27 protein-coding genes and 1 riboswitch are annotated in these 21,050 nt (G+C 32.8%); of the genes, 26 read left to right on the forward strand and 1 reads right to left on the reverse strand.

What is annotated here, in order from left to right; translation table 11 throughout:
- Nucleotides 1-64 precede the first annotated feature (64 nt).
- From JOC75_RS03730 to JOC75_RS03800, 17 genes are all read left to right on the forward strand, one after another.
- Nucleotides 65-1,060 carry an HNH endonuclease domain-containing protein gene (locus tag JOC75_RS03730; RefSeq protein ID WP_204952760.1) on the forward strand — a complete coding sequence of 332 codons (996 nt, stop codon included), beginning with the start codon at nucleotides 65-67 and terminating at the stop codon, nucleotides 1,058-1,060.
- Between the two features lie 565 nt (nucleotides 1,061-1,625).
- Entirely contained in the window at nucleotides 1,626-3,611 is a 1,986-nt protein-coding gene (locus JOC75_RS03735; RefSeq protein ID WP_204952761.1) for a T7SS effector LXG polymorphic toxin, read from the forward strand.
- 11 nt (nucleotides 3,612-3,622) lie between these two features.
- Nucleotides 3,623-4,231: a hypothetical protein gene (locus JOC75_RS03740; protein WP_204952762.1), complete on the forward strand. Its 609-nt coding sequence runs from the start codon at nucleotides 3,623-3,625 to the stop codon at nucleotides 4,229-4,231.
- Nucleotides 4,232-4,315: 84 nt separating this feature from the next.
- Nucleotides 4,316-4,450, forward strand: coding sequence for a hypothetical protein (locus JOC75_RS24170; RefSeq protein WP_275580242.1), 135 nt, complete (start codon nucleotides 4,316-4,318; stop codon nucleotides 4,448-4,450).
- Between the two features lie 4 nt (nucleotides 4,451-4,454).
- The gene (locus JOC75_RS03745) at nucleotides 4,455-4,691 is read left to right on the forward strand and encodes a hypothetical protein (RefSeq protein ID WP_204952763.1); all 237 of its coding nucleotides are present in this window, start codon (nucleotides 4,455-4,457) and stop codon (nucleotides 4,689-4,691) included.
- A gap of 88 nt (nucleotides 4,692-4,779) precedes the next feature.
- On the forward strand, nucleotides 4,780-5,505 hold the full coding sequence (locus JOC75_RS03750; protein ID WP_239589262.1) for a nuclease-related domain-containing protein: 726 nt from the start codon (nucleotides 4,780-4,782) through the stop codon (nucleotides 5,503-5,505).
- Nucleotides 5,506-5,841: 336 nt separating this feature from the next.
- A riboswitch (cyclic di-GMP riboswitch) is annotated at nucleotides 5,842-5,924 on the forward strand.
- A gap of 85 nt (nucleotides 5,925-6,009) precedes the next feature.
- A complete protein-coding gene (locus JOC75_RS03755; protein ID WP_204952764.1) occupies nucleotides 6,010-6,759 on the forward strand; it encodes a DUF3892 domain-containing protein in 750 nt (249 codons plus the stop codon).
- A gap of 513 nt (nucleotides 6,760-7,272) precedes the next feature.
- Nucleotides 7,273-9,273, forward strand: a complete 2,001-nt coding sequence (locus JOC75_RS03760; RefSeq protein ID WP_204952765.1) for a T7SS effector LXG polymorphic toxin — start codon at nucleotides 7,273-7,275, stop codon at nucleotides 9,271-9,273.
- 20 nt (nucleotides 9,274-9,293) lie between these two features.
- Nucleotides 9,294-9,803, forward strand: a complete 510-nt coding sequence (locus JOC75_RS03765; RefSeq protein WP_204952766.1) for an ankyrin repeat domain-containing protein — start codon at nucleotides 9,294-9,296, stop codon at nucleotides 9,801-9,803.
- Between the two features lie 167 nt (nucleotides 9,804-9,970).
- The gene (locus tag JOC75_RS03770; protein WP_204952767.1) at nucleotides 9,971-10,141 is read left to right on the forward strand and encodes a hypothetical protein; all 171 of its coding nucleotides are present in this window, start codon (nucleotides 9,971-9,973) and stop codon (nucleotides 10,139-10,141) included.
- Between the two features lie 6 nt (nucleotides 10,142-10,147).
- The gene (locus tag JOC75_RS23835; RefSeq protein ID WP_239589263.1) at nucleotides 10,148-10,516 is read left to right on the forward strand and encodes a hypothetical protein; all 369 of its coding nucleotides are present in this window, start codon (nucleotides 10,148-10,150) and stop codon (nucleotides 10,514-10,516) included.
- 74 nt (nucleotides 10,517-10,590) lie between these two features.
- Nucleotides 10,591-10,746, forward strand: coding sequence for a hypothetical protein (locus JOC75_RS23840; RefSeq protein WP_239589264.1), 156 nt, complete (start codon nucleotides 10,591-10,593; stop codon nucleotides 10,744-10,746).
- Nucleotides 10,747-10,767: 21 nt separating this feature from the next.
- Nucleotides 10,768-11,223 (forward strand): YrhA family protein, encoded by a 456-nt coding sequence (locus tag JOC75_RS03780; RefSeq protein ID WP_204952768.1) that lies wholly within the window; start codon nucleotides 10,768-10,770, stop codon nucleotides 11,221-11,223.
- A 384-nt stretch (nucleotides 11,224-11,607) separates the two neighbouring features.
- Complete coding sequence (locus JOC75_RS03785) at nucleotides 11,608-12,000, forward strand: hypothetical protein (RefSeq protein ID WP_204952769.1); 393 nt, start codon at nucleotides 11,608-11,610, stop codon at nucleotides 11,998-12,000.
- A gap of 21 nt (nucleotides 12,001-12,021) precedes the next feature.
- Nucleotides 12,022-12,351: a hypothetical protein gene (locus JOC75_RS03790; RefSeq protein ID WP_204952770.1), complete on the forward strand. Its 330-nt coding sequence runs from the start codon at nucleotides 12,022-12,024 to the stop codon at nucleotides 12,349-12,351.
- Nucleotides 12,352-12,533: 182 nt separating this feature from the next.
- Nucleotides 12,534-13,394, forward strand: a complete 861-nt coding sequence (locus JOC75_RS23845) for a hypothetical protein (RefSeq protein ID WP_239589265.1) — start codon at nucleotides 12,534-12,536, stop codon at nucleotides 13,392-13,394.
- A gap of 41 nt (nucleotides 13,395-13,435) precedes the next feature.
- Nucleotides 13,436-14,128, forward strand: coding sequence for an SMI1/KNR4 family protein (locus JOC75_RS03800; protein WP_204952771.1), 693 nt, complete (start codon nucleotides 13,436-13,438; stop codon nucleotides 14,126-14,128).
- A gap of 386 nt (nucleotides 14,129-14,514) precedes the next feature.
- Here JOC75_RS03800 and JOC75_RS03805 read toward each other — a convergent pair whose 3' ends face one another.
- Nucleotides 14,515-14,661, reverse strand: a complete 147-nt coding sequence (locus JOC75_RS03805; RefSeq protein ID WP_204952772.1) for a BH0509 family protein — start codon at nucleotides 14,659-14,661, stop codon at nucleotides 14,515-14,517.
- Nucleotides 14,662-14,952: 291 nt separating this feature from the next.
- Here JOC75_RS03805 and JOC75_RS03810 point away from each other — a divergent pair, with 291 nt between their 5' ends.
- The 9 genes from JOC75_RS03810 to JOC75_RS03850 all read left to right on the forward strand — a co-directional run bounded on the left by JOC75_RS03810 (nucleotide 14,953) and on the right by JOC75_RS03850 (nucleotide 20,895).
- Nucleotides 14,953-15,234 carry a hypothetical protein gene (locus JOC75_RS03810; RefSeq protein ID WP_204952773.1) on the forward strand — a complete coding sequence of 94 codons (282 nt, stop codon included), beginning with the start codon at nucleotides 14,953-14,955 and terminating at the stop codon, nucleotides 15,232-15,234.
- 150 nt (nucleotides 15,235-15,384) lie between these two features.
- Complete coding sequence (locus tag JOC75_RS03815) at nucleotides 15,385-15,861, forward strand: hypothetical protein (protein ID WP_204952774.1); 477 nt, start codon at nucleotides 15,385-15,387, stop codon at nucleotides 15,859-15,861.
- An 86-nt stretch (nucleotides 15,862-15,947) separates the two neighbouring features.
- Nucleotides 15,948-16,712, forward strand: a complete 765-nt coding sequence (locus JOC75_RS03820) for a MerR family transcriptional regulator (RefSeq protein ID WP_204952775.1) — start codon at nucleotides 15,948-15,950, stop codon at nucleotides 16,710-16,712.
- Between the two features lie 135 nt (nucleotides 16,713-16,847).
- Nucleotides 16,848-17,309, forward strand: coding sequence for a glycine zipper domain-containing protein (locus tag JOC75_RS23850; RefSeq protein ID WP_239589266.1), 462 nt, complete (start codon nucleotides 16,848-16,850; stop codon nucleotides 17,307-17,309).
- A 114-nt stretch (nucleotides 17,310-17,423) separates the two neighbouring features.
- Nucleotides 17,424-17,855 carry a VOC family protein gene (locus tag JOC75_RS03830; protein ID WP_204952776.1) on the forward strand — a complete coding sequence of 144 codons (432 nt, stop codon included), beginning with the start codon at nucleotides 17,424-17,426 and terminating at the stop codon, nucleotides 17,853-17,855.
- 427 nt (nucleotides 17,856-18,282) lie between these two features.
- Nucleotides 18,283-18,564, forward strand: a complete 282-nt coding sequence (locus tag JOC75_RS03835) for an autorepressor SdpR family transcription factor (RefSeq protein WP_204952777.1) — start codon at nucleotides 18,283-18,285, stop codon at nucleotides 18,562-18,564.
- Complete coding sequence (locus JOC75_RS03840) at nucleotides 18,548-19,186, forward strand: SdpI family protein (RefSeq protein WP_204952778.1); 639 nt, start codon at nucleotides 18,548-18,550, stop codon at nucleotides 19,184-19,186. The genes JOC75_RS03835 and JOC75_RS03840 overlap by 17 nt, the downstream gene beginning before the upstream one ends.
- Nucleotides 19,187-19,213: 27 nt before the next feature.
- Nucleotides 19,214-20,086, forward strand: coding sequence for an ABC transporter ATP-binding protein (locus JOC75_RS03845; protein WP_204952779.1), 873 nt, complete (start codon nucleotides 19,214-19,216; stop codon nucleotides 20,084-20,086).
- Between the two features lie 14 nt (nucleotides 20,087-20,100).
- On the forward strand, nucleotides 20,101-20,895 hold the full coding sequence (locus JOC75_RS03850; protein ID WP_204952780.1) for an ABC transporter permease subunit: 795 nt from the start codon (nucleotides 20,101-20,103) through the stop codon (nucleotides 20,893-20,895).
- Nucleotides 20,896-21,050 lie beyond the last annotated feature (155 nt).

The raw sequence follows: 21,050 nt of genomic DNA on the forward strand, positions 1-21,050 counted from the left end.
TATTGTTTAGAATTTTTGTTAATTATATAGAAGTTGAGATTTTAAGGGTGAAGGGAGAAAGCAGTTGGGTCATAAACTAAAAGTCGGTGAGTTAAGAGAAATATACTTAACCGATGAAGAAATATGGAGAATTTTCACGATTGTTTTATCAAAAAAGTCAGTAAAATCATCTACTTATAAATATGCATTAATTAAGGCATTAATCGAAAATTTGTACCAAATTAATGAAGATTTTGAGCTTAAATACGATCAGCTGGCGTATTCATTTTCTAAAATATACTGGAATTTAGTTGTTCATCATAATTTACTAAATCAGAACAGTGGGCAAACAGCAAGAGTTGTTTCCATTATCAAGGAAGAACAAATAAAGAGTGCCATTCCAACAGAAATGGTATTTGATAAATTAGATGACACATTACAAATAAAACTAATTAATAAAGTGAAAACAACGATGAAAATAAATGTATTCGGTGCACTATATGGAGATACAAGAGGAAGCTTTTATGCGTTTGATCATAAAAAGGAAACACTAAAGCTAAATCCTGCAGTGCACGGATTTATGCTAAATTACCAAAGGCTACTTGTAAACCTCACAAATTATCATATGGCAGCCATGATTGAGCAATTAAATGAAGTACCTAGTATCAATTATCTTTTAGGTAAAGTAGAGAGCATTGCAAAGCGGTCATCCTTAAAACCTTTCGAGAAAGTTCTTTTAACATATTTTCAAGCTGAATGCTTCTATTGCGGCAAGAAATTATCTGATAACAAGAGAGAAACACACGTTGATCATTTTATTCCTTGGTCATTTGTTCAGTCTGATCATATATGGAATCTTGTATTAGCATGTAATAAATGTAACAGTTCGAAGAGTGATAAGTTACCAACGAGAAGGTATTTAGAATTTATAATTGATAGAAATCAAGCATTAACAGATAAAAAAGAGGATACCTCAATAACTACTTTAATGAGTAATTATAAGACAGATAAAATTATTATGCTGTATGAATATTCTATTAAGAATGGTTTTGATACAGTATGGATTCCACAGAAAGCTTAATAGAATTCAATGTAATAATTCTATTGAAAATAGCATAACGAATAATAGAGGTTCGATCCAGACTACCGGTATCGAAATGAATTGTCCTGGTTATTAAATTGGTAAAGTCTTTCGCTTTAATACCCATTATTAATTATCAAAGAAAGGAAACAAATAAAATCCCCTAACAAAAGGGGATTTTATTTAATATGAGAGAAATATTTTCTAAATTTCTTTCTTCCTCAACACACCTTTTTTTACCAAGTTAATAACTGTACCTTTGTTTTTATATCTATTATATGCTATTAACTATTCAAATCCTTAAGAGTTAACTTAGCGGGATATTCTTATTTTAATGCTCAATTAATAAGCAAATCCACCTATTTTCGCTTTTACATTTTGTTACTTTCTTCCTATAGATAACGATCATTTATAAGCACAAAGTTCCCTTTTCTAACAATTGGCTGTTAAATTGTGTATTTGATTGGATTTATATGGTATTTATAATAAGTGGATTTAATTGGATATTATAAATACCTCGCCTAGAGTTAATACATACAAACAGAAATTGAAAGAAAGGTAGTCGATGTCTTTGAAAGTATATGAGGCAAGAAGCTTAATAGATTCAATGGAAGACCGCGCGAAGGAGTATTCTAGCCTGAGGGAAAAGCTGGTTCTTCTACGGAAACGTTTTTTGGATATTGTTCAGCTTGATGATGCTCTAAAAGGAAAAGGGGCAAAGGCCATCAAGGGCTTTTATCAAGCCCAAATAGATGTTGTTGATGCATGGCTACGACTTATTGATCGGCAAATCGCCTTCTTTAAAGGAATATCAGGTGATGCTGGAGATAATGATTTGTCAGGGAACACCGTTGTTTATCAAAGCTTTCTAGAATCTGAATTATCTCATCATGAGAAAAATTATATGATGATGGTTGATAGTCAGCAGGATGAACTGAAACGAATATTTAATCGAGTGGATGATTTAGTTCCTTTGAATGTATTTTCATCTGAACGGTTTATGGATGCGGTCGCAGAGGCAAAAAAAGGTCGAAATGAAACACTTCAAGCTGTCGAAAATTTTGATGAAAAGTTAAAATCAGAATATACACTATCAGAGGATGATGAGCATTATGTTGTGGCACTATTTCAACAACTACTTGAGGCAACTCGTCAAGGAAATGAGATTCTTCCGATCCATTTTAATGCAGAACAATACCAATCTAGTGATGTATACCTATTAAAAGAACAAGCAGAAAATCAAGCAAACAATTATCTAAACTTTAAGGAAGAACAAGAAAAAGCCAGAGAACAAATGAAACGTCTTGAAGAGCAAAAACAGCGTCCATGGTATGAAAAAACATGGGAAGGTGTTAAAAACTTCACAGGAGAATTAACAGGATATTACGATTATATCCGTGCCTCTGAAGGTGTTGATCCCGTCACTGGTGCTGAACTTACAACAGCTCAACGTGTGACAGCAGGAGCAATGGCAGCTGCAGGTTTTATCCCAGTTGTTGGATGGGCCGGCAGAATCGTTAAGGGTGGAGGTGCCATCTATAAAACCGCCAAAGGCATGCATGCAGCGGATCAGGCACTGGATGTTTACTTAAATGCGAAGACTTTCTCAAATCTCGAAAAAGCGGAACTAGGAATCTATGGTCTTGTGTCCGTTAATGGGTTTAATGAATATATACTTGGCAAAGACATGTTCGGAAACGAATTAACAGATCTTCAGCGTCAACAAAGTTTATATTATAGTATTCTAGGTCCTGCGCTAATGGCTACTCCGTTTATCCCAAGTTTAGTGAAGAATGGTAAAGTTATTAAAGAAGAAACAATTGGAAAACTACACCAACTAACATTGAAAACAAAAACTGGTGCTATCTCTTTTGGTAGAGAATTACAAGGTGGAATGAATGTTCTTCTTCAAAATCCGAGAAAAAATTTGGTGTATAGTTCAGTTGGGAATTCACCAATAAATGTTATGAATCCTAAGCGAATGTTAAAGGATATTGACCAGGGAATGTCGAAGTTTTCTTTTGGAGAAATTAGCGGAAGTACAAGATCTGTTAATACTGCTAATGGAATAGAAGGTGTTGGCAAACATGTAGATGATGTGAAAATCCCTGAAAATATGAAGAAATGGGATTATACACCTAGTGAAGAATTATATAAGAAATATGAGAATGTATATAAGAATCCAAAATATTATAATCAGGAAACAGGAGAAATTTACTGGCCACCTAATGATGGGTTTGTTTCGGGAACACAAAAAACGGAAACATTGCATCCAGGAATGATAATAGATAGATATGGAAGTCCAACAGGATCATTTTTAGCTCCAGAAAGCGATTCCTTCCCAAGTAGGGCTTTAGCTCCGCATAGTGAACAAGCTCCTTATTTCATTTATGAGGTTATTGATGATTTTGAAGTAACTATAGGGAAGATTGCTCCTTGGTTTGATCAGCCAGGTGGAGGAACACAAATTATTAAATATAAACCTAATGGACGTCCTTATTCTATAGAAGAATTAATTGAGCTGAGAGTTATTAAACAAATAAATCCATAAAGGAGTATAAAATGGAATTAAGTGATATATACAATTTAATTGAAACTGAATTTAAAGTGATAAAAAGGCGAGAAGGTATTATTTGTGTTGCACCAATAAGTGGAGAAGATTACCCTGAGAATACAGTTAAGTTAACTTTCAATGAAGAAAATAATCAATATGATCTTTATGAAGTTGTTAGAGGAAAAGAATACAAAGTAGATACATTTTCAGATGAATATAAATCTGTATTAGCTTTATATATCTTTTCGAAAAGTAAGCTAGAAGTAAAAAAATATGATACCAATGTTCAAAATGATCTTGAGAGTGCAACATCATTAAATAAAATTCAAGATACATTTAGAAATTCTTCAGTTAAACAGTATTACTCTTTTTTTGAAATTAAGCCAAATAAAATAATTTTAGAAAAAAGTACAAATGAAAGGTATAATGTTTTATTTTTAGGAAAAAGTGACTCTAAGATTTATATAGATAAAACTAGAAATTTGAATAGTGCCGCGGTTGTTCAATACAATTTCACTCTAAAACTAAGCCGATTTTATGATCTTATAAATATAATTGGAGTAAAAACGGATGCTGATTTTATAGAAACTCTAAAAGAATTATATCTTTTGGGTTGAAGATCCAAAGCGAAAATATATCTATTAAATTATTGAAAAGACAACAATCTAAAGTAGGTTGTTGTTTTTTTTGTAAGAATATAAATGCTATTAGGTAAGGCTGCACCTGGTATGGTGAAGGTGAAAATCATGTCCTTGCTAATGACAGAGTTGGTCCAGCTAAACACTCCTGTTTCTGTAAATAAACTGAAATATATAGGGGTATTAAGAGAGGAATAACACTTTGACTAGAATAGAGTATGAAAACCTTATAGTAATGCAAAACATTGATACAAATAAATTAAATCTAGTTATTGGTGAAAAGAAGGTAATTCCATATGTAACAGGTTGCTTTAAAGAAGATGGTATATGGAAAATCTATATAGTAGGGGAACGTCGAGATTTTGATATTGTTCAAGAAGGAACCGAAGAGGAGATATTTAACAGTATCCATAGTATAACTAAAAGCAGATTAAAATAAAAAATATAGCTTAAGAGACGATAAAACTCTTGAGCTATATTTTTGTATTCTTTAAGTAATATATTTTTTATCAAGAAAAGGAGAAATAATGAAACTCTTATCAAACTTATTTAATAAAAATAAGCAAGAAAAAGAACAAAATTCAAAAGTAAATCCATCAACATCAAAGAAAAAACACAATGAAAAGGTTGCAACTAGGAAAGGAGAGATAGGTGAATATAAAATCGATATACAGCTAGCACAACTTCCTAAAGGTTATAAGTATTTATCAGATATCATGATCAAAAACGGTAAAGCCAAATCAGCTTTTTCTCAAATTGATCATATAGTGATCACTCCATATGGAATCTTTGTAATTGAAACAAAGAATTATCAAGGTACTATTTATGGTGGTAAAGAGAGAACAACATGGTCAGTAAATGGGAAGTTTAAGATGATGAACCCGTTTATTCAAAATTATGGACATATTCAAGGGATTAAGAACTATATTGAAACGAAATATCATGACCAATTTATTTCAGTAGTTTCATTCACTAAACGCTGCACGTTCAAGATTGACGAAATGAATTATAGAAAAATAGGTTCTAATGAATTAATTGTATATGATGTTGAATTGTCTGAGTACATAAATAGGAAAGTATCTGTTCTTAAAATTAACAATAAAGAGTCTATTTTAAAAGAAAATGATATAGATCGTATTTACAGATCACTAGTTGATGCAAACATAAAAGATCAGTCTATTAGAAAACAGCATGTTCAATCTTTGAAGATGGAAACAGGGAGTTTTGAGGAAGAAGTAAACAATCAAAAATAACTTGCAAAGTGCTGTGTGTGTAATAAAACTGTCTCAGAAAAGGTTAAATCATTTTGTTTGTCCAATAAGAAGTTTGATGGGAAAATATATTGCTTTGAGCATCAGAAAAGTTAGCTAAAATGGGTTGCAATCGTTCTAAAAATTTAATAGATAACCTCGACTATAATTAAAAGAGGTTATCTTATTTGTGCTCAACAAACCCCATATATAAGGAAATCAAATTCACTTAAATTTCTTAATAAATCTTGTGAACTATGTAAAATATATTCAATTTTAAAAATATTTTGTTTGAAAATAGATTATTTCATAGTACAATTAACCTATTACTTTTAGATTATTAGATAAAGGCAAACCTATCGAAAGGTAGGGACGCAAAACTACGGGCCTAAAGCAAATGCTATGGTAGCCGAGTCGCCTATTAAGATGGATGTTCTTACACATGATGATCCACCTATTTAGGTGGGTCTTTTTCACGTTAATTAACTATTGAGGAGAATCACAGTTATGGGATTTTTAAGAGATATGGGTAAATTTGCTGGTAAAGCAACAGGAACTGTTATTGGTGGGGCAATCAATGTTGTTGGAGATGTAACTGGTAGTAAATTTATTAACGAAGTTGGAGATGGTGTTAAAAAAGCATCCGAATTTGCTGGTGACACTGTGGGTCAAATTGCCGATGGTGCTTGGAATACTGCATCAGGATTAATCCAAGATGATAAGCATAAAATGGATCAAGGATTGAACGATATGGGAGATTCAGTAGGTAGAACAGCAAAGGGAGTCTATCATACTGCAAAAAATACATATGGTAGTGGTAAAACTGCATATGAGGGAATTAGAGATGGAGACGACATAAAAGTCAAACAAGGATTACGAGATATAGGAAAAACAGTTGCAATAGGTACACTTGCTGTTGGAGTTGTAGATTTAGTTGATGGAGCAGATGGTGACGAACCAGCTTCCTCTACTCAAAATATGGCTGATGCAGGAACTGAAGGAGTTTCAAATGTGCAATATGTAGAACCTCATGTGGCTCAAACAGAGGTTGCATCTACGACAGAAACATCAGAACAACCAGGAACACACCATGTACAACCTCATTGGGTAGAAGGCCATTTGCGTGATGGTGTATGGATTGAAGGTTATTGGAGAGATGGAGATGGGAATACTGCCGTCAACTTGAGTGAAGAAGATGGGGGAGGGTATTTACGAACTGACGCTGATGGAAATCCTACAAATAATTTAAATTCATAGGATTTATGCTAGACTAGTAGTTTAGCATTGTTTTAATAGTATTTTATCAATAGTACTTAACCTTTACTTTTTTTATCATAAATTTTTGACTCAGTAATATGAAAAGTTTTAGAACTGCAAAACACACTTCTATGTTTATTGAGTTCATACCAATAGTCTTTGAAGTAAAAAGGTTAACTTGAAGAATTGTTCAAGTTAGCCTCTTTTGCGTTTCATTAAATTTAACTCACTTGTTTAATAAACTATTAATTCAATTCAAGATTAAATCATTCTGCTTATTTTAACCCCAATTCATAAGTCATTTCACCTAATAAAGATAAATTATTTTGTTATTTTCTTCCTATAGACAACAACTAATCATAAGCACAAAGTTCCTTTTTCTAACAATCGCCTGTTAAATTGTGTATTTGATTGGATTTATATGGTATTTATAATAAGTGGATTTAATTGGATATTACAAATACCTCGTCTAGAGTTAATACATACAAACAGAAATTGAAAGAAAGGTAGTCGATGTCTTTGAAAGTGTATGAGGCAAGAAGTTTAATTGAGTCAATGGAAGATCGGGCTGAGGAGTATTCTAGCCTGAGGGAAAAGCTGGTTCTTTTACGGAAACGTTTTTTGGATGTTGTGCAACTTGATGATGCTCTACAAGGAAAAGGGGCAAATGCGATCAAGGGTTTTTACCAGGCTCAAATAGATGTTATTGATGCATGGCTACGACTTGTTGATCGGCAAATCGCTTTCTTTAAAGGAGTACCAGGTGATGCCAGTGATAATGATTTAACAGGGAACACCGTTGTTTATCAAAGCTTTCTTGAATCTGAGTTATCTCATCATGAGAAAAATTATATGATGATGGTTGATAGTCAGCAGGATGAATTGAAACGAATATTTAATCGAGTGGATGATTTAGTTCCTTTAAATGTATTTTCAACAGATCGGTTCATGGATGCGGTCGCAGATGCAAAAAAAGGTCGAAATGAAACACTTCAAGCTGTCGAAAATTTTGATGAAAAGTTAAAATCAGAATATACACTATCTGAGGATGATGAGCATTATGTTGTGGCACTATTCCAACAACTCCTAGAGGCAACTCGTCAAGGAAATGAAATTCTACCGATCTATTTTAATGCCGAACAATTCCATTCTAGTGATGTATACCTATTAAAAGAACAAGCAGAAAATCAAGCAAACGATTATCTAAACTTTAAAGAAGAACAAGAAAAAGCCAGAGAACAAATGAAACGTCTTGAAGAACAAAAACAACGTCCATGGTATGAAAAAACATGGGAAGGTGTAAAAAACTTCACAGGTGAGTTAACTGGATATTACGATTATATCCGTGCCTCTGAAGGTGTTGATCCCATCACTGGTACTGAACTTACAACAGCTCAACGTGTAACAGCTGGAGCAATGGCAGCAGCAGGTTTTATCCCAGTTGTTGGTTGGGCAGGAAGAATAGTCAAAGGTGGAGGCGCCATCTATAAAACCGCCAAAGGTATGCATGCAGCGGATCAGGCACTGGATGTTTACTTAAACGCAAAAACTTTTTCAAATCTCGAAAAAGCAGAACTAGGAATCTATGGTCTTGTTTCAGTCAATGGTTTTAATGAATATATACTTGGCAAAGACATGTTCGGAAACGAATTAACAGAGCTTCAGCGTCAACAAAGTTTATATTTTAGTATTCTAGGTCCTGCGCTAATGGCTACGCCGTTTATCCCAACTTTAGTGAAGAATGGTAAAGTTGTTACAGAAGAGACAATTGGAAATCTGCATCAGCTAACACTGAAAACGAAAACTGGGGCTATTTCTTTTGGTAGAGAATTACAAGGTGGTATGAATCTCCTTCTTCAAAATCCTAGAACAAATTTGGCAATTAGTTCTATTGGGAATTCACCAATAAATGTTATGAATCCTATGAAAATATTGAAGGATATTGACCAAGGGATGTCGAAGTTTTCTTTAGGTGTTGGGACTAAGGGTACGGATAATACTGTAAGTGATTATATTAATGATATAATTGTGAACGGTAAAGTAGATGCCGATAAGATGAATAAGCTTAAAAATGCTATCCAGAATAATACTTTTAGTGTAGATGAGCTTGCTGAAATTAATAAAAAGATGTCTGAATTAGGCATAACTAAAGAATATGATAAAGCATTAATAAAAATTGATTTTGGTAAGTATCTAAGAGGACTAATAGGTGACCCACCTACAGCTATGATAGATCCACATGCACATCATATTCTATTCAAAAAAGGTCTTGGCCAGAAGCAACAAGAACTTGTTCGAGAAGGTCAAGACATATTAAAAAAGTATGGAATAGAACCGATAATTGGTAAAGAAAATCTTGTTTGGGCACCAAATAGAATTACAGGCCAGCACAGTATCGAACGTCTACAACTTATTGTTGATAAGTTGAAAGCAGTAGATAGTTTTGGCGGAACTCGTGAAAAAATGATTGATATGCTTACGTTACTAGGAGAAGAAGCAGCATCGATGAAATAAAAATATATTAGGAGGATTTTATGGATAATAAGGATAAAGCAATTAAAATCTATGATTTAATTAAGAATGGTGATATAGAACAAGCGAAAGAGTTAATTATAAATGACCAGAGTTTGCTTAATTTTGTAACACCTTTTGGCACGTGGCTACATGTTGCGGCTAGAGCAGGAAAAATGGATATGATAAAATTTTTAGTTGAATTTGATATAGATATTAACATCAACGAGGGTGTACCAAAGTCAGCGCCTATTGCACATGCAGCTAGTGAAGGTGAACTTAGTATCGTAGAGTACTTATTTGATAATGGTGCAATATTAGATGTTAGTGATCCAAATAGAAATCCTCTATTTTCAGCGATTTATGGAGGGCACCTTGATATTGTAAAGTTTCTTGTTCAAAATGGTATTGATATTACCGTTAAGTATACAGGGGATACAATGAAAGATATGGGTGCTTATGAATTTGCTATTGAAAGAGGGCAAATAGAGATTGCTGATTATTTAAAACAGAAGATGGATGAAAAAGAATAATAAAGAGTTACTGGAGATTATTCTAAAAATTACAACTCGATCTTTTAAAGATAGATTAGTAAAGGATTACTTAATAGAATTAACCATAAAGCACTTGATTGCCAATTAGGTAACAGGTGTTTTTGTTTTATTTAAATTTACGACATTAACGTGTGATAGCAGGAGCAATGGCGGCCGCAGGTTTTATCAAAGTTGTTGGATGGGCCAGAAGAATAGTCAAAGGTGGAGGCGCCATCTATAAAACCGCCAAAGGTATGCATGCGGCGAATCAGGCTTTAGATGTTTACTTAAACGCAAAAACTTTTTCAAATCTCGTCAAGGCAGAACTAGGAATCTAAGGTCTTGTGCCGGTTAATGGCTTTAACGAATCTATTTTTCTAATTAATAAGCCTGGTAAAATTGTTGATAGAGTTTATGATGGGATTAGCAAAAAGATAGATGGTGTTGGTGATGGTACTAAGGGTACTAGTAAAGTTGCAACGACGTATAGTCGTCCTGATTTTGTTGGTAAATTAAAAGGTGAGGAAGTCAAACTTCCTAATGTTAAAATAGAAAAGGTCACGTTTAATAAAAGAACTCCCAATGACACAGCTCAATTGCGAAAGCATTTTAATATGATAAGGAAAGACTTGATGAAATCTATGGCTTATAATCCTGAAAAAATAAAAGAACTAAAAATGTTGGAATTTCAGATAATGATATTGAAGATATGATGGAATGCGGATTAGTTCCTTACGGTTGGTAAGTCCATCATAAAATCCCTTTGGATCAAGGTGGTACTAATAATGTGGAAAACTTAGTTCTAATTAAAAATCATCCATATCACAAGGTTATTACAAATGAGCAAAACTCATTAACAAAGGGTATGAAACCTGGGGACAGTAAGATAGTAGATTTTCCTATTCCAGAAGGAGACATTTATCCTCCTAAAAAGAATAAATAATATTTAGAAGGTGGTTATTATATGTGGAGAGAGCAAGTTAGTCAGATTTCCAAAATAAGAGAAAAACGAAATCGAAAACTCAATTTACCTACCAATAAAAATGAGTTATCAGGATTTCGTAAATCTGTAGTAGAAAAATTTGGTGAAGATATACTGCCACAACAATATTATGAATTTTTACAAACAGTTAATGGAATTGAATTTAATGGACTTAAAATATATGGAATTGACCAAAATTTTTTGGACTCTAAGCCAATAAATCAGGTGGATAGTTTTTTTGATGCTAATGAAACATGGGAGTCAATTAAAGACGAAGATGAGCTAATTTTTTTTGGAGATTCTGATATAGCTTGGTATTGTTATAATGTTTCTAAAAAAAGTTTTGTTGAACTAGATAAGCCTTCAGGTGAGCATATGGAAACTTTTTTCGATTTTGATACTATGCTTGAATCTGCTTTCTCTACAGCACTTAGTTAAATCTGGTTATTTATTATTGGAATAGGTAAAGAAAGAAATTGAAGATTATAAATCACTATTTCTGACCTTGATTGGCTCATGCCTTTCAAGGTTTTTTGATTATTAAATTGATGGTTAATATTTAATTAAATATAGACACACTAGTCATGTATAAAAAGGGATGAGATAACAACAATAATTTGTTTAAGAATCGAAAGCTCATGATGGTAGTAACATCATGGAGTTTTATTTTTATACTGGTCTCTGTGATATTAAATAAATGCTAAATTTGGTCATAAAAAAACCAGCCAGCCAAGGACAGAAGAGCAAATAATATCAGATAGAACTAAGGTATTGGATTTAAACCCACATCCTATTCAGCAAAAACAATTAAGTGCTAAAAAGATGAAAGAACTGAGAGTGAAAATAGAGAATAGGACTATTACAAAAGCTGAGTATGAACAATTTATATGGAATAAAAAATTTGCTAAACATAGGGCTTCAGGTGTAACCGATTTCTGGTATCAAGAACGTCAAAGAATATTAAATAACGATACTCCAACAAGAGACTGGAATCAAGAAAAATTAAATGATATTTTGAATGGTAAGAAACCTAAAGTAGATGGAGAAATAGTACAAGGGCACCATTCCTACAGTGCTTCACAATATCCGCACTTAGCGAATAAAGGGGAAATTATATATCCAGCTACACCAAATGAGCACTTCATAGGTTGGCATGGAGGTAATTGGAAAAATAGTCTACCAGGTAAACCAATTAATCCTATTGATGATTTTTAATTCATGGAGGGAGACATTTAAATGGCTAAAATGAATATACAAATAGAAAAAGATACTAATGAGGTCAAGTACATTTCTATTTTAAGAAAAAATACTAATAAGAGTATATCTGAAATAAAAGAATTACTTAATAATAATCATTTCATCTTATCGTATAATCTATTAGAAATTGATGAATTGTTGGAAATGAAAAAAATAGTAAGTTTATTATTAGAGGCTGGTGCTAAAGTTCACATATTTGAAGAGAATAGAGAGGTTAGCATTGAGTTTTTAGATAATCTTATAGAATCTCATTTAGATACAGAAAGGTATCTGGAAAAAGTTGATGAGCAAATGTTTAATGAGGATTAATACAGCTATTTTGGTATATTAGAGAACAATGAAAGTTCTTTTTAAAAAAATAATATAATATGTTAAATCAAATGGAAGAAGCAAAGGGACGGATCTCTTGCTTCTTTTGTTTCGCTAAGCTAAGGAAGCAAAAGAAATGTCCCTATGGTTTTCTTTTGGAGATATGAGGGGTAGTACGAAAAGTGTTGGAAGTACCAATAAACAATCAACAATCAACGGTTGATAATGTAGCTGTAAAACAAACATTTACAGACGAAGAAATAGAAGCCATCAAGCAATATATGAAAAGCAATCTAGAGTCCAATATTAAAGATTACCTTAAAAATACACCTCCTCAATACACATCAAGCTTTGATGATATTCGAAGAGTTCTTAGTGGTCAATCCGAGCTAGCTGGGGATATGCATCAAGCAGGACATTTGAACAAAGCTACGCTTGATTTCTTATTAGAAGATGTCATGACGGTTGTAAGTAAAGATTCGAGTTTGTCTGAACGGGCTTTGGCGGGTTTCTTTTTGATTAATAAACCTGGTAAAGTTGTTGATAGAGTTTATGATGGTATTGGTAAGAAGATAGATAGTGTTGGTGATAGTACTAAGGGTACGGGTGAAAATATTACACAAGGTGCAAGATATGGCGAAAGGAAAATTTCCGATGAGACATATGGTAAATTAAGAAGAGCATCACCATCTTCTAAAATAGAAAGAGAAGTTAACAAAAATATTGATGATATTATTGGAACTGAGGATTTTGCCTTACCTGGAAGAATAATTGAAAAAAAACTGCATGCAGACCATATTGTTTCCCTAAAGAAAATAGCTCGTATGGAAGGTTTTGAGACATTAACTTACAATCAACAGAAGGAAATTGCCAATTTTATAGAGAATTTTATATGTCTTAGTGAAGCAGCTAATACATCTAAAGGTTCAAAATCATTTGCGGATTGGTACATCTACAAAAAAGAAAATATTCCGGTAAACCCTGTATTTAGGGAAAAAATGACAGTAAAAGAAAAAGAACTAGAAATTGAGTCCAAAAAATGATAGATGAATTTAATAGGATAAATAAAAAGGAGTGATTTCGGGTGGATAAATTATCTTTTTTAAAACAATATAGAAAAAGTATAGAGTTTGTGTCTAACAGAGACTTACTCAATATTGAAAAGGAAAATATGCCTGAAAATTGGGTAGAGATATTTAAAGAAACAGATAAGACTATAAAGAAAGATAAATTAATAACTTTATGGAATAGTGTATGTGAAAAAGAATTGAGTAATACTATATCATACTTGAAAGAGAATTTATTAGAATTTGAACTAATTATAGATAATGGACAATATGCAGTACTTTACAGCGTAATGAGTGAAAATGACGAAATACTTTATTATGAAGGTGGTATACCGACTAATTCTATTTCTGGAATGCAACAAGATTGGTCAAATGTTCCAGAATCTATTAAGGAGTTCTATGAAAAGTTACACAATGGTTTTTATTACCTGCCAAGTAGAGCTATGGGACTTGTACCAGTAGAACGCATTACTCATTTTGAGGATCATGAATGGGGAATACTTGAAGAATTAGATGGACCATTAGGAGTTAATATGGCTACAACATATGGTTTTTTTGAAAATGGCATGGGAGGATATGTTGCTATAGATTTAAGCAACTGTATAGGTGATGTAGCGACATTGTGGTTTACCAATGATAAGCCTGAATATAATGTGGATTTCTGGGATATTGTAGATGAATGGATTGTAATAGGGCTTCAAGACAATTAAAAAATATATGTAAATATTTAAGAGTAGCAATATTTTATTAGTCTACCATTCACAAATTAATCTTATTGATGTTAGTCAAATCAATAACTCATGAAGATTAATAATTGGTTTATGAAAATAAGTATGATAAATAGGCGATTAGATATTTTAAACTTAGGAAGTATTTTTACAAGGAACAAGCCAAAAAATTACGAAATTAAACTTGCTCGTGGATTTAAGGAGAGAATTACTTTATATAATTAATTAAAGCACTTAATTGCCTATTCTTGCTTGGGTCTTTTTATACCTAATTTAAATAAAGTATTAACCAAACAAAAACAGCATTTGTATAAGCTACAAATGCTGTTTATTTATACTATCATTCAATTATTAACGAATTTCTCACCTTACATATAATCGTAAACAGAATCTTCAAAATAGAGCCAGTGAAAGTATTCAATCTGTGGATCTGTCATATCTGAAATTTGTTTCTCGCTGAATTTTTGCTTATTTAATAAGTCTTTCACTTTAGAATCTCTTGCTGATTGGCTCATTTTAAATCCTCCCTTATGTACTTGTAAACATTTCCTTTGTTCTTCTTGGTCTCATTATATATCTCAAAATGATATTAAACCAATATCATTTTGAGATGGATTAGTGATAAATTATATGGAAATTGCATTTAGTATAATTGCTATTTATGTTGCTAATAGGAAGGGGTATTTAAGCACAATAAATAAAGAGATTTTTTGATATTAGTGTATCCAATGGCATTATTTTTGATGGTTAAGTATTTTAATGATGATATAATTAAGTATGGAATATCTTGAGTGGGGGTATATACTGTGGAGGATATATTAAACCAAATTTTAAGTGAGCTGAAAGACATAAAAACAGATGTCAGAGATCTGAAGGCAAATGTTGGTGCTCTAAAAAAAGATGTTGATAACCTAAAAGCAGGACAAGAACGGTTAGAAATCGGGCAACAAAAATTAAAGAAAAACTTAATTGAAAATCTAGAATCATACACAGAAAAAATTACTGAACATGTTGATGATAAAACGGAAGTACTAAACAAAAGAGTTTACAAAGTAGAATCTGAGATAGAGGGATTAAACAGACAGTAGAGAAGATATCACTTCAACACTGTCTTTTTCTTTTGAATAACTGATTTTGAGAATGTTACTTAGCAACATTATTCCAGAAAAGATCCTTATAGACGTATATAGATTAGGAAATGGAACAGCTTCACAGTATTCTGAAAAGTGGGGAATAAAATGAGAGCGTATATTATGATTTTACTAGTATCTTTGTTATTAATACTAACTGCTTGTTCTATAAATGAAGAAGAAAAACAGGACTATTCATGCATTATTGGTGAAAGAAATGTTTTGGGTTATGGTTATATCGTAACAAAAGAACAAAACACATATACATGGGAGATCATTTACAAAGAAGATAGATCTGTAATCAATGAAGGTAAGCATAATATAGATACCTTGGACAGTTTTAGAATGGCTGTTAATGACAGTGAATCAACATTCGTAACGTTATCTATTGCAGTAGCATACTTTCTAATTCTTGCTATAACTACACTGATAATCTTTAAGAAAAATAGAAAGATATTAAAACAAGCGGTTCCAGTTTTAGTTTTAATGGCTCTTATTACAATCTATATTTCGTCAGATGCATTTTTTGAATTAACTACAGCCTTTCAAGATGTAAAATACTATTACATAATACTAACTAATTAAGAAAATAAAAAAACGAAATAAACCTATTGACCTTCACGCAACGTAAATGTGTAAAGTAAAGTAAAGTTATCAAGGAGGTTAACAAGATGGAGTATACAATCCAAAAGCTTGCAGAGATCGCGGGAGTGAGTACGAGAACATTAAGGTATTATGATGAGCTTGGTATTCTTAAGCCGGCTAGAATCAACTCATCAGGATACAGAATTTATGGACAATATGAAGTCAATCTTATGCAACAAATTCTCTTCTACCGTGAGTTAGGATTACAGCTAAATCAAATAAAAGACATCATAACCGATCCTTCCTTTGACTTTTCTAGAGCGTTAAAGGAGCATAAGGAACGTCTCCTTGATAAACGTTTTCAATTAGATCGACTAATTGAAAACGTGGAAAAAACCATTGCACAAAGTGAAGGGAGAATAACTATGACTGATAGTGAAAAATTTGAAGGCTTTAAGAGAAAAGCTTTAAATGAAAATGAAGACAAATACGGAAAAGAAATACGTGAAAAATATGGTGAAGAAACCATCAACAAATCCAATGAAAACTTCATGAATATGCCACAAGAAAAGTATGAAGAATCAGTTAAGATTGAAAGTGAAATGATGGAAACATTAAGTGAAGCAATGAAAACGGGAGATCCTGCAGGGGTATTAGGACAAAGAGCAGCTGAGTTGCATAAACAGTGGTTAACGTTTTACTGGCCATCTTATAGTAAAGAAGCACATGCAGGTGTTACACAAATGTATGTGGATGATGAAAGGTTTACTTCTTATTATGATAAGAAGCAACAAGGTACAGCCAAATTTTTAAGAGATGCTGTTGCTGTATACACTGGTATAAAAGAGTAAGACCAATATCGTTTTGAAAAAAACATCTAAAACAGTTCAGTACAAAAATGTGCTGAGCTGTTTTTTTCGACTTGAAACTTTTTCACTTGTGTAACGTAAATAACTGTAGAAGGTTTTCATTTGGAGGTTATTACTATGAAGCAACATGTCGAAAAGATAAAAGCAATATTAAATGAATTAAAAAGAATTGATAACAAAAAAATAAATACTAGGCTCGATTTAAATAAATGTGAAAGAGTTATTGATAAATTAGGAACATTAGCAAGTAATTGTCAAGAATGTGAGCAGCAATTAGTAGAATTTGAGAATCATTATAACCACATCTTGGAGAACAACAACCAGCTCCAAGAATCTGATTACAAGCATCATAAAAAGCTCATTCGTGCAGCTTACTCCCATCTTCAAAAAAATCATAAACTTTTGCCAGAGGGATATTATCTTAGTTTATTTTTATCAGTAGGAATGAGTATAGGTGTCATGTTTGGCTTAACGATATTTGATAATATCGCCTTAGGCTTACCGATTGGAATGTGTATGGGGATAGCTATTGGAGCAGGCTTGGATGCAGATGCGAAGAAAAATGGGAAAACGATTTAGTTATTAATAAATAATTGTTAGTGATGAAACGCAGTTTTTGTATAAACTGTTGCAGGAAAACCTCCTACTATTATAGAAAGTAACACATACTTAATTAATTAGGAGGCTACAATTATGGTGATGCAGCGTGTAAGTTTGTTAACAATCGGGGCTTATGATTTACCTTTGCTTCGTTCTTTTTATCAAAAACTAGGTTGGGAAGAAACAGAATTCAGTTCCGATAACTATGCAGCATTTAAAACAGCAGGTGTGATGCTTTCAATTTTTCCTATTGTAGAGCTAGCGAAGGATGCGGGAGTAGAAATCAACCATCATCCAGAGCAGTTCCACGGTGTGACGATTGCCATCAATGTTGATAAGGCAGAAGACGTAGATGCTACTATCGAAGAAGTTCGATCTGTTGGGGGGAAGATTTTAAGACAACCAAGTGATGCCTTTTGGGGAGGAAGAACAGCCTATTTTGCAGATCCTGAAAATAATCTGTGGGAAGTTGCTTGGAATCCATCAGCTGTGTTTGACGAAAGAGGTGCGATGGTTTCTTACTAAGCTAGGTGCTAGAAACAAAATAAACATTTCACTAATAACCGAATAAACAGGACATGTTCGGATTCATTAACAATAAAGGAATAAAGTTAAATCTCGTAAAAGGGTGTACTTAGTGTACACCCTTTTACGCATTTTCAAAAGTATAATTTATTTAACTGAATGATAACCCCTGAAATATTTATTTCTCTTATATATCCTCATTCATTAGTGGTTACAGGTAAAATTTCGAGAAGATGGAATGAATTTCCATTATATTGGTTTATGAACCAGAGGGCAGAAGTAAAAAAAGATGTCTCCTATAAACGATCGAGTGACACAGCCACTCGATCTATTTTGATTTTATTCTAAATAGGTATAGACTAATTTTAGAAGATAATGTAAAATTCTATTTAGATATACTTCTAAATACTGAAAAGGAGCTGTTATAGTGGGGTTTCCGGAAACATTTAAGGCACTCTCTGACCCCGTACGTCGAGAAATTTTAGTTATGTTGAAAGATGGGAAGATGTCAGCAGGGCAAATAGCAAAGCAATTTGATATGACAGGTGCGACAATTTCGTACCATTTGTCACAATTAAAAAAAGCAGGACTGATTTACGAAACAAAGTATAAGAATTTCATCTATTACGAAATAAATGTGACCGTGTTTGAAGAAGTTATGTTATGGTTTTCACAGTTTGGAGGGAACGGAAATGACAAGAAAAATTGATAGGACGTTAATCACTACTACGTTAGTTTGTTTGCTACCTATAATACTCTCGTTCGTAGTGTATAATGACTTACCGAAACAAATAGCCATTCACTGGGATTATGCTGGGAATCCAGATAATTTTGCCCCAAAATCACTAACAGTGTGGGGATTACCTCTATTTTTGGCAGGAATGAATATATTTACGCATATTGTCATAAATGGAGATCCTAAGAAAGCAAATGCATCTTCTGTTTTAAAACAGTTCGGAAAATGGATCACACCACTTCTGTCAGTCATTTTAGTGCCAATTACATTATTCAAAGCTCTTGGCTATCCGATCCAAATTGAAGTGATTGCTCCTGTGCTAGTAGGGATCATGATCATTATCATTGGAAATTATTTACCTAAATGCAAGCAGAATTATACGATCGGGATTAAATTACCATGGACGCTGAATAGTCACGATAATTGGAATAAAACACATCATTTGTCAGGGTATTTGTGGATCATTGGTGGATTATGTATTGCTGGGGGAGGTTTTCTAAATGGGGATTGGTTACCGATAACTCTTATAACAACAGCTATTCTTGTTGTCGTACCGTTTATGTATTCGTATTTCCTATATAAACAGGGGATATAGAAAGGGAAATTGGGGGAGTGATCCATCTTGAATGTAATCGAAATGAAACAACTAACGAAAATGTATAAAAAAGGTCGTGGAATTGAGAATATTTCTTTTTCAATTAAAGAGGGTGAGATCTTTGGTTTTATTGGTCCAAATGGAGCTGGGAAAAGTACGACAATTCGTACACTATTAAACTATATCCACCCGACTAGCGGAAGTGCAACAGTTTTCGGAAAGGATATTGTGAAGAATTCCAAAGAAATTAGACAGCGTGTAGGCTATCTTCCATCTGAAGTCCATTATTATGATGACATGAAAGCACTTGATTTACTTTTGTACTCTGCAAAATTTCATCAATATAAACAAACAAATCGAATCAATGAGCTTGCAGAGAAACTTCAATTAGATCTAACGAAAAAGATTGAAGACTTATCTTTTGGTAATCGAAAGAAAGTAGGTATTGTTCAAGCGCTTCTTCATGAACCGAAACTACTAATCTTGGATGAACCAACAGGTGGATTAGATCCTTTAATGCAAAATATATTCTTTGAATTGTTGAACGAAGAAAGAAAAAAAGGTGCAACGGTTTTCTTTTCGTCACACATTTTAAGTGAAGTACAAAAGATGTGTGATCGTGTTGCGATTATAAAAGACGGTCAGCTAGTAAAAGTTGAACGTATTGAAACATTAACAAAAAACAACTTAAAGAAAGTAAATGTCATGTTGGAGGATGGCAAGGTGTTTCATTCAACACTAGAGGGGATCATCAATCTAGAGCATGATGGTGACAGTAGTTCGTTTTTATACAGTGGTAGCATGAAGGACTTGCTGCAGCATATTCATACAGTGGACATTTCCGATATTTCAATAGAAGAGCCTTCATTAGAAGAAGTGTTCATGCATTTTTATGAATAGAAGGGAGCGAGAACATGTTTATTTATCAACGTGAGCTAAAGAAAAATCTAAAGTCACTCATAATTTGGAGTATTATTTTGGGCGGTCTTATTATTATGACACTTAGTGTGTACCCCCAGTTTACTAAAGATCAACAAACGATGAATGATTTGCTGAGTGCATATCCAGATTCATTTAAAGAAGCATTTGGAATGAACCGGCTTGATATTGGCACATTATTAGGTTTCTATGGCATGCAAATTCATTTCATGACAACACTACTTGGAAGTATATATACGGTTATGCTAGCATCTAACATCATTGTTAAAGAAGAAAACGAAAAAACAATCGAATTCTTATTATCTAAACCCATTTCAAGGGTTCGTGTAATCGGAGAAAAACTACTTGCTGTCTTCACAAATGTTCTTCTATTAAATACTGTTATTGTTGCAACAAGCTTTATCGGCTTTCAATTTGCTGACGAACAAGTCTTCCTTAATACTTTTAATATCATCATTCTCTCCACATTACTACTACACATGACATTTGGTGCGGTGTCTTTTCTATTATCGGCTGTGATGAAGAAATCACGCACAGCAACAGCGGTTTCGTTAGGAATTGTATTCATCTCGTATTTATTAAGTGTTATATCCGGTATCTCAGAAGAATTAGAAGTGTTAAAATATGTTAGCTTATTCAAATATGTTGATGCAGCTGATTTGATTGCAGAAAATGCAATCCAACCACTTTATTTAGTGATTATGCTAGCAATAATGTTGCTTGGGTCACTGCTGACATTTGTTGTGTATCAAAAGAAGGATATTGCTTGATGTAGGAGAAGTGTAAGGTTAAGGAATCGTGCAAAACGTATAAAACTTAGGACAATGTTGTTCATTTTTTATTTATCATTAAATTGATCACACCAAATGTAGCTTTGTCATACTAAGTCCTTTACGTCTGGATTTTTTTATACCAAAAATGATAG

This window comes from Metabacillus crassostreae (assembly GCF_016908395.1).
GTDB lineage: Bacteria > Bacillota > Bacilli > Bacillales > Bacillaceae > Metabacillus > Metabacillus crassostreae.

What these genes read in the sequence shown, in the direction of transcription:
- JOC75_RS03830 (WP_204952776.1), top strand. Translation starts at nt 17,424, where the DNA reads ATGGTGATGCAGCGTGTAAGTTTGTTAACAATCGGGGCTTATGATTTA.
- JOC75_RS03820 (WP_204952775.1), top strand. Translation starts at nt 15,948, where the DNA reads ATGGAGTATACAATCCAAAAGCTTGCAGAGATCGCGGGAGTGAGTACG.
- JOC75_RS03740 (WP_204952762.1), top strand. Translation starts at nt 3,623, where the DNA reads ATGGAATTAAGTGATATATACAATTTAATTGAAACTGAATTTAAAGTG.
- JOC75_RS03760 (WP_204952765.1), top strand. Translation starts at nt 7,273, where the DNA reads ATGTCTTTGAAAGTGTATGAGGCAAGAAGTTTAATTGAGTCAATGGAA.
- JOC75_RS03780 (WP_204952768.1), top strand. Translation starts at nt 10,768, where the DNA reads ATGTGGAGAGAGCAAGTTAGTCAGATTTCCAAAATAAGAGAAAAACGA.
- JOC75_RS03815 (WP_204952774.1), top strand. Translation starts at nt 15,385, where the DNA reads ATGAGAGCGTATATTATGATTTTACTAGTATCTTTGTTATTAATACTA.
- JOC75_RS03755 (WP_204952764.1), top strand. Translation starts at nt 6,010, where the DNA reads ATGGGATTTTTAAGAGATATGGGTAAATTTGCTGGTAAAGCAACAGGA.
- JOC75_RS24170 (WP_275580242.1), top strand. Translation starts at nt 4,316, where the DNA reads ATGCTATTAGGTAAGGCTGCACCTGGTATGGTGAAGGTGAAAATCATG.
- JOC75_RS03785 (WP_204952769.1), top strand. Translation starts at nt 11,608, where the DNA reads ATGAAAGAACTGAGAGTGAAAATAGAGAATAGGACTATTACAAAAGCT.
- JOC75_RS03805 (WP_204952772.1), bottom strand. Translation starts at nt 14,661, where the DNA reads ATGAGCCAATCAGCAAGAGATTCTAAAGTGAAAGACTTATTAAATAAG.
- JOC75_RS03750 (WP_239589262.1), top strand. Translation starts at nt 4,780, where the DNA reads ATGAAACTCTTATCAAACTTATTTAATAAAAATAAGCAAGAAAAAGAA.
- JOC75_RS03850 (WP_204952780.1), top strand. Translation starts at nt 20,101, where the DNA reads ATGTTTATTTATCAACGTGAGCTAAAGAAAAATCTAAAGTCACTCATA.
- JOC75_RS03790 (WP_204952770.1), top strand. Translation starts at nt 12,022, where the DNA reads ATGGCTAAAATGAATATACAAATAGAAAAAGATACTAATGAGGTCAAG.
- JOC75_RS03765 (WP_204952766.1), top strand. Translation starts at nt 9,294, where the DNA reads ATGGATAATAAGGATAAAGCAATTAAAATCTATGATTTAATTAAGAAT.
- JOC75_RS03770 (WP_204952767.1), top strand. Translation starts at nt 9,971, where the DNA reads ATGGCGGCCGCAGGTTTTATCAAAGTTGTTGGATGGGCCAGAAGAATA.
- JOC75_RS03840 (WP_204952778.1), top strand. Translation starts at nt 18,548, where the DNA reads ATGACAAGAAAAATTGATAGGACGTTAATCACTACTACGTTAGTTTGT.
- JOC75_RS03735 (WP_204952761.1), top strand. Translation starts at nt 1,626, where the DNA reads ATGTCTTTGAAAGTATATGAGGCAAGAAGCTTAATAGATTCAATGGAA.
- JOC75_RS23850 (WP_239589266.1), top strand. Translation starts at nt 16,848, where the DNA reads ATGAAGCAACATGTCGAAAAGATAAAAGCAATATTAAATGAATTAAAA.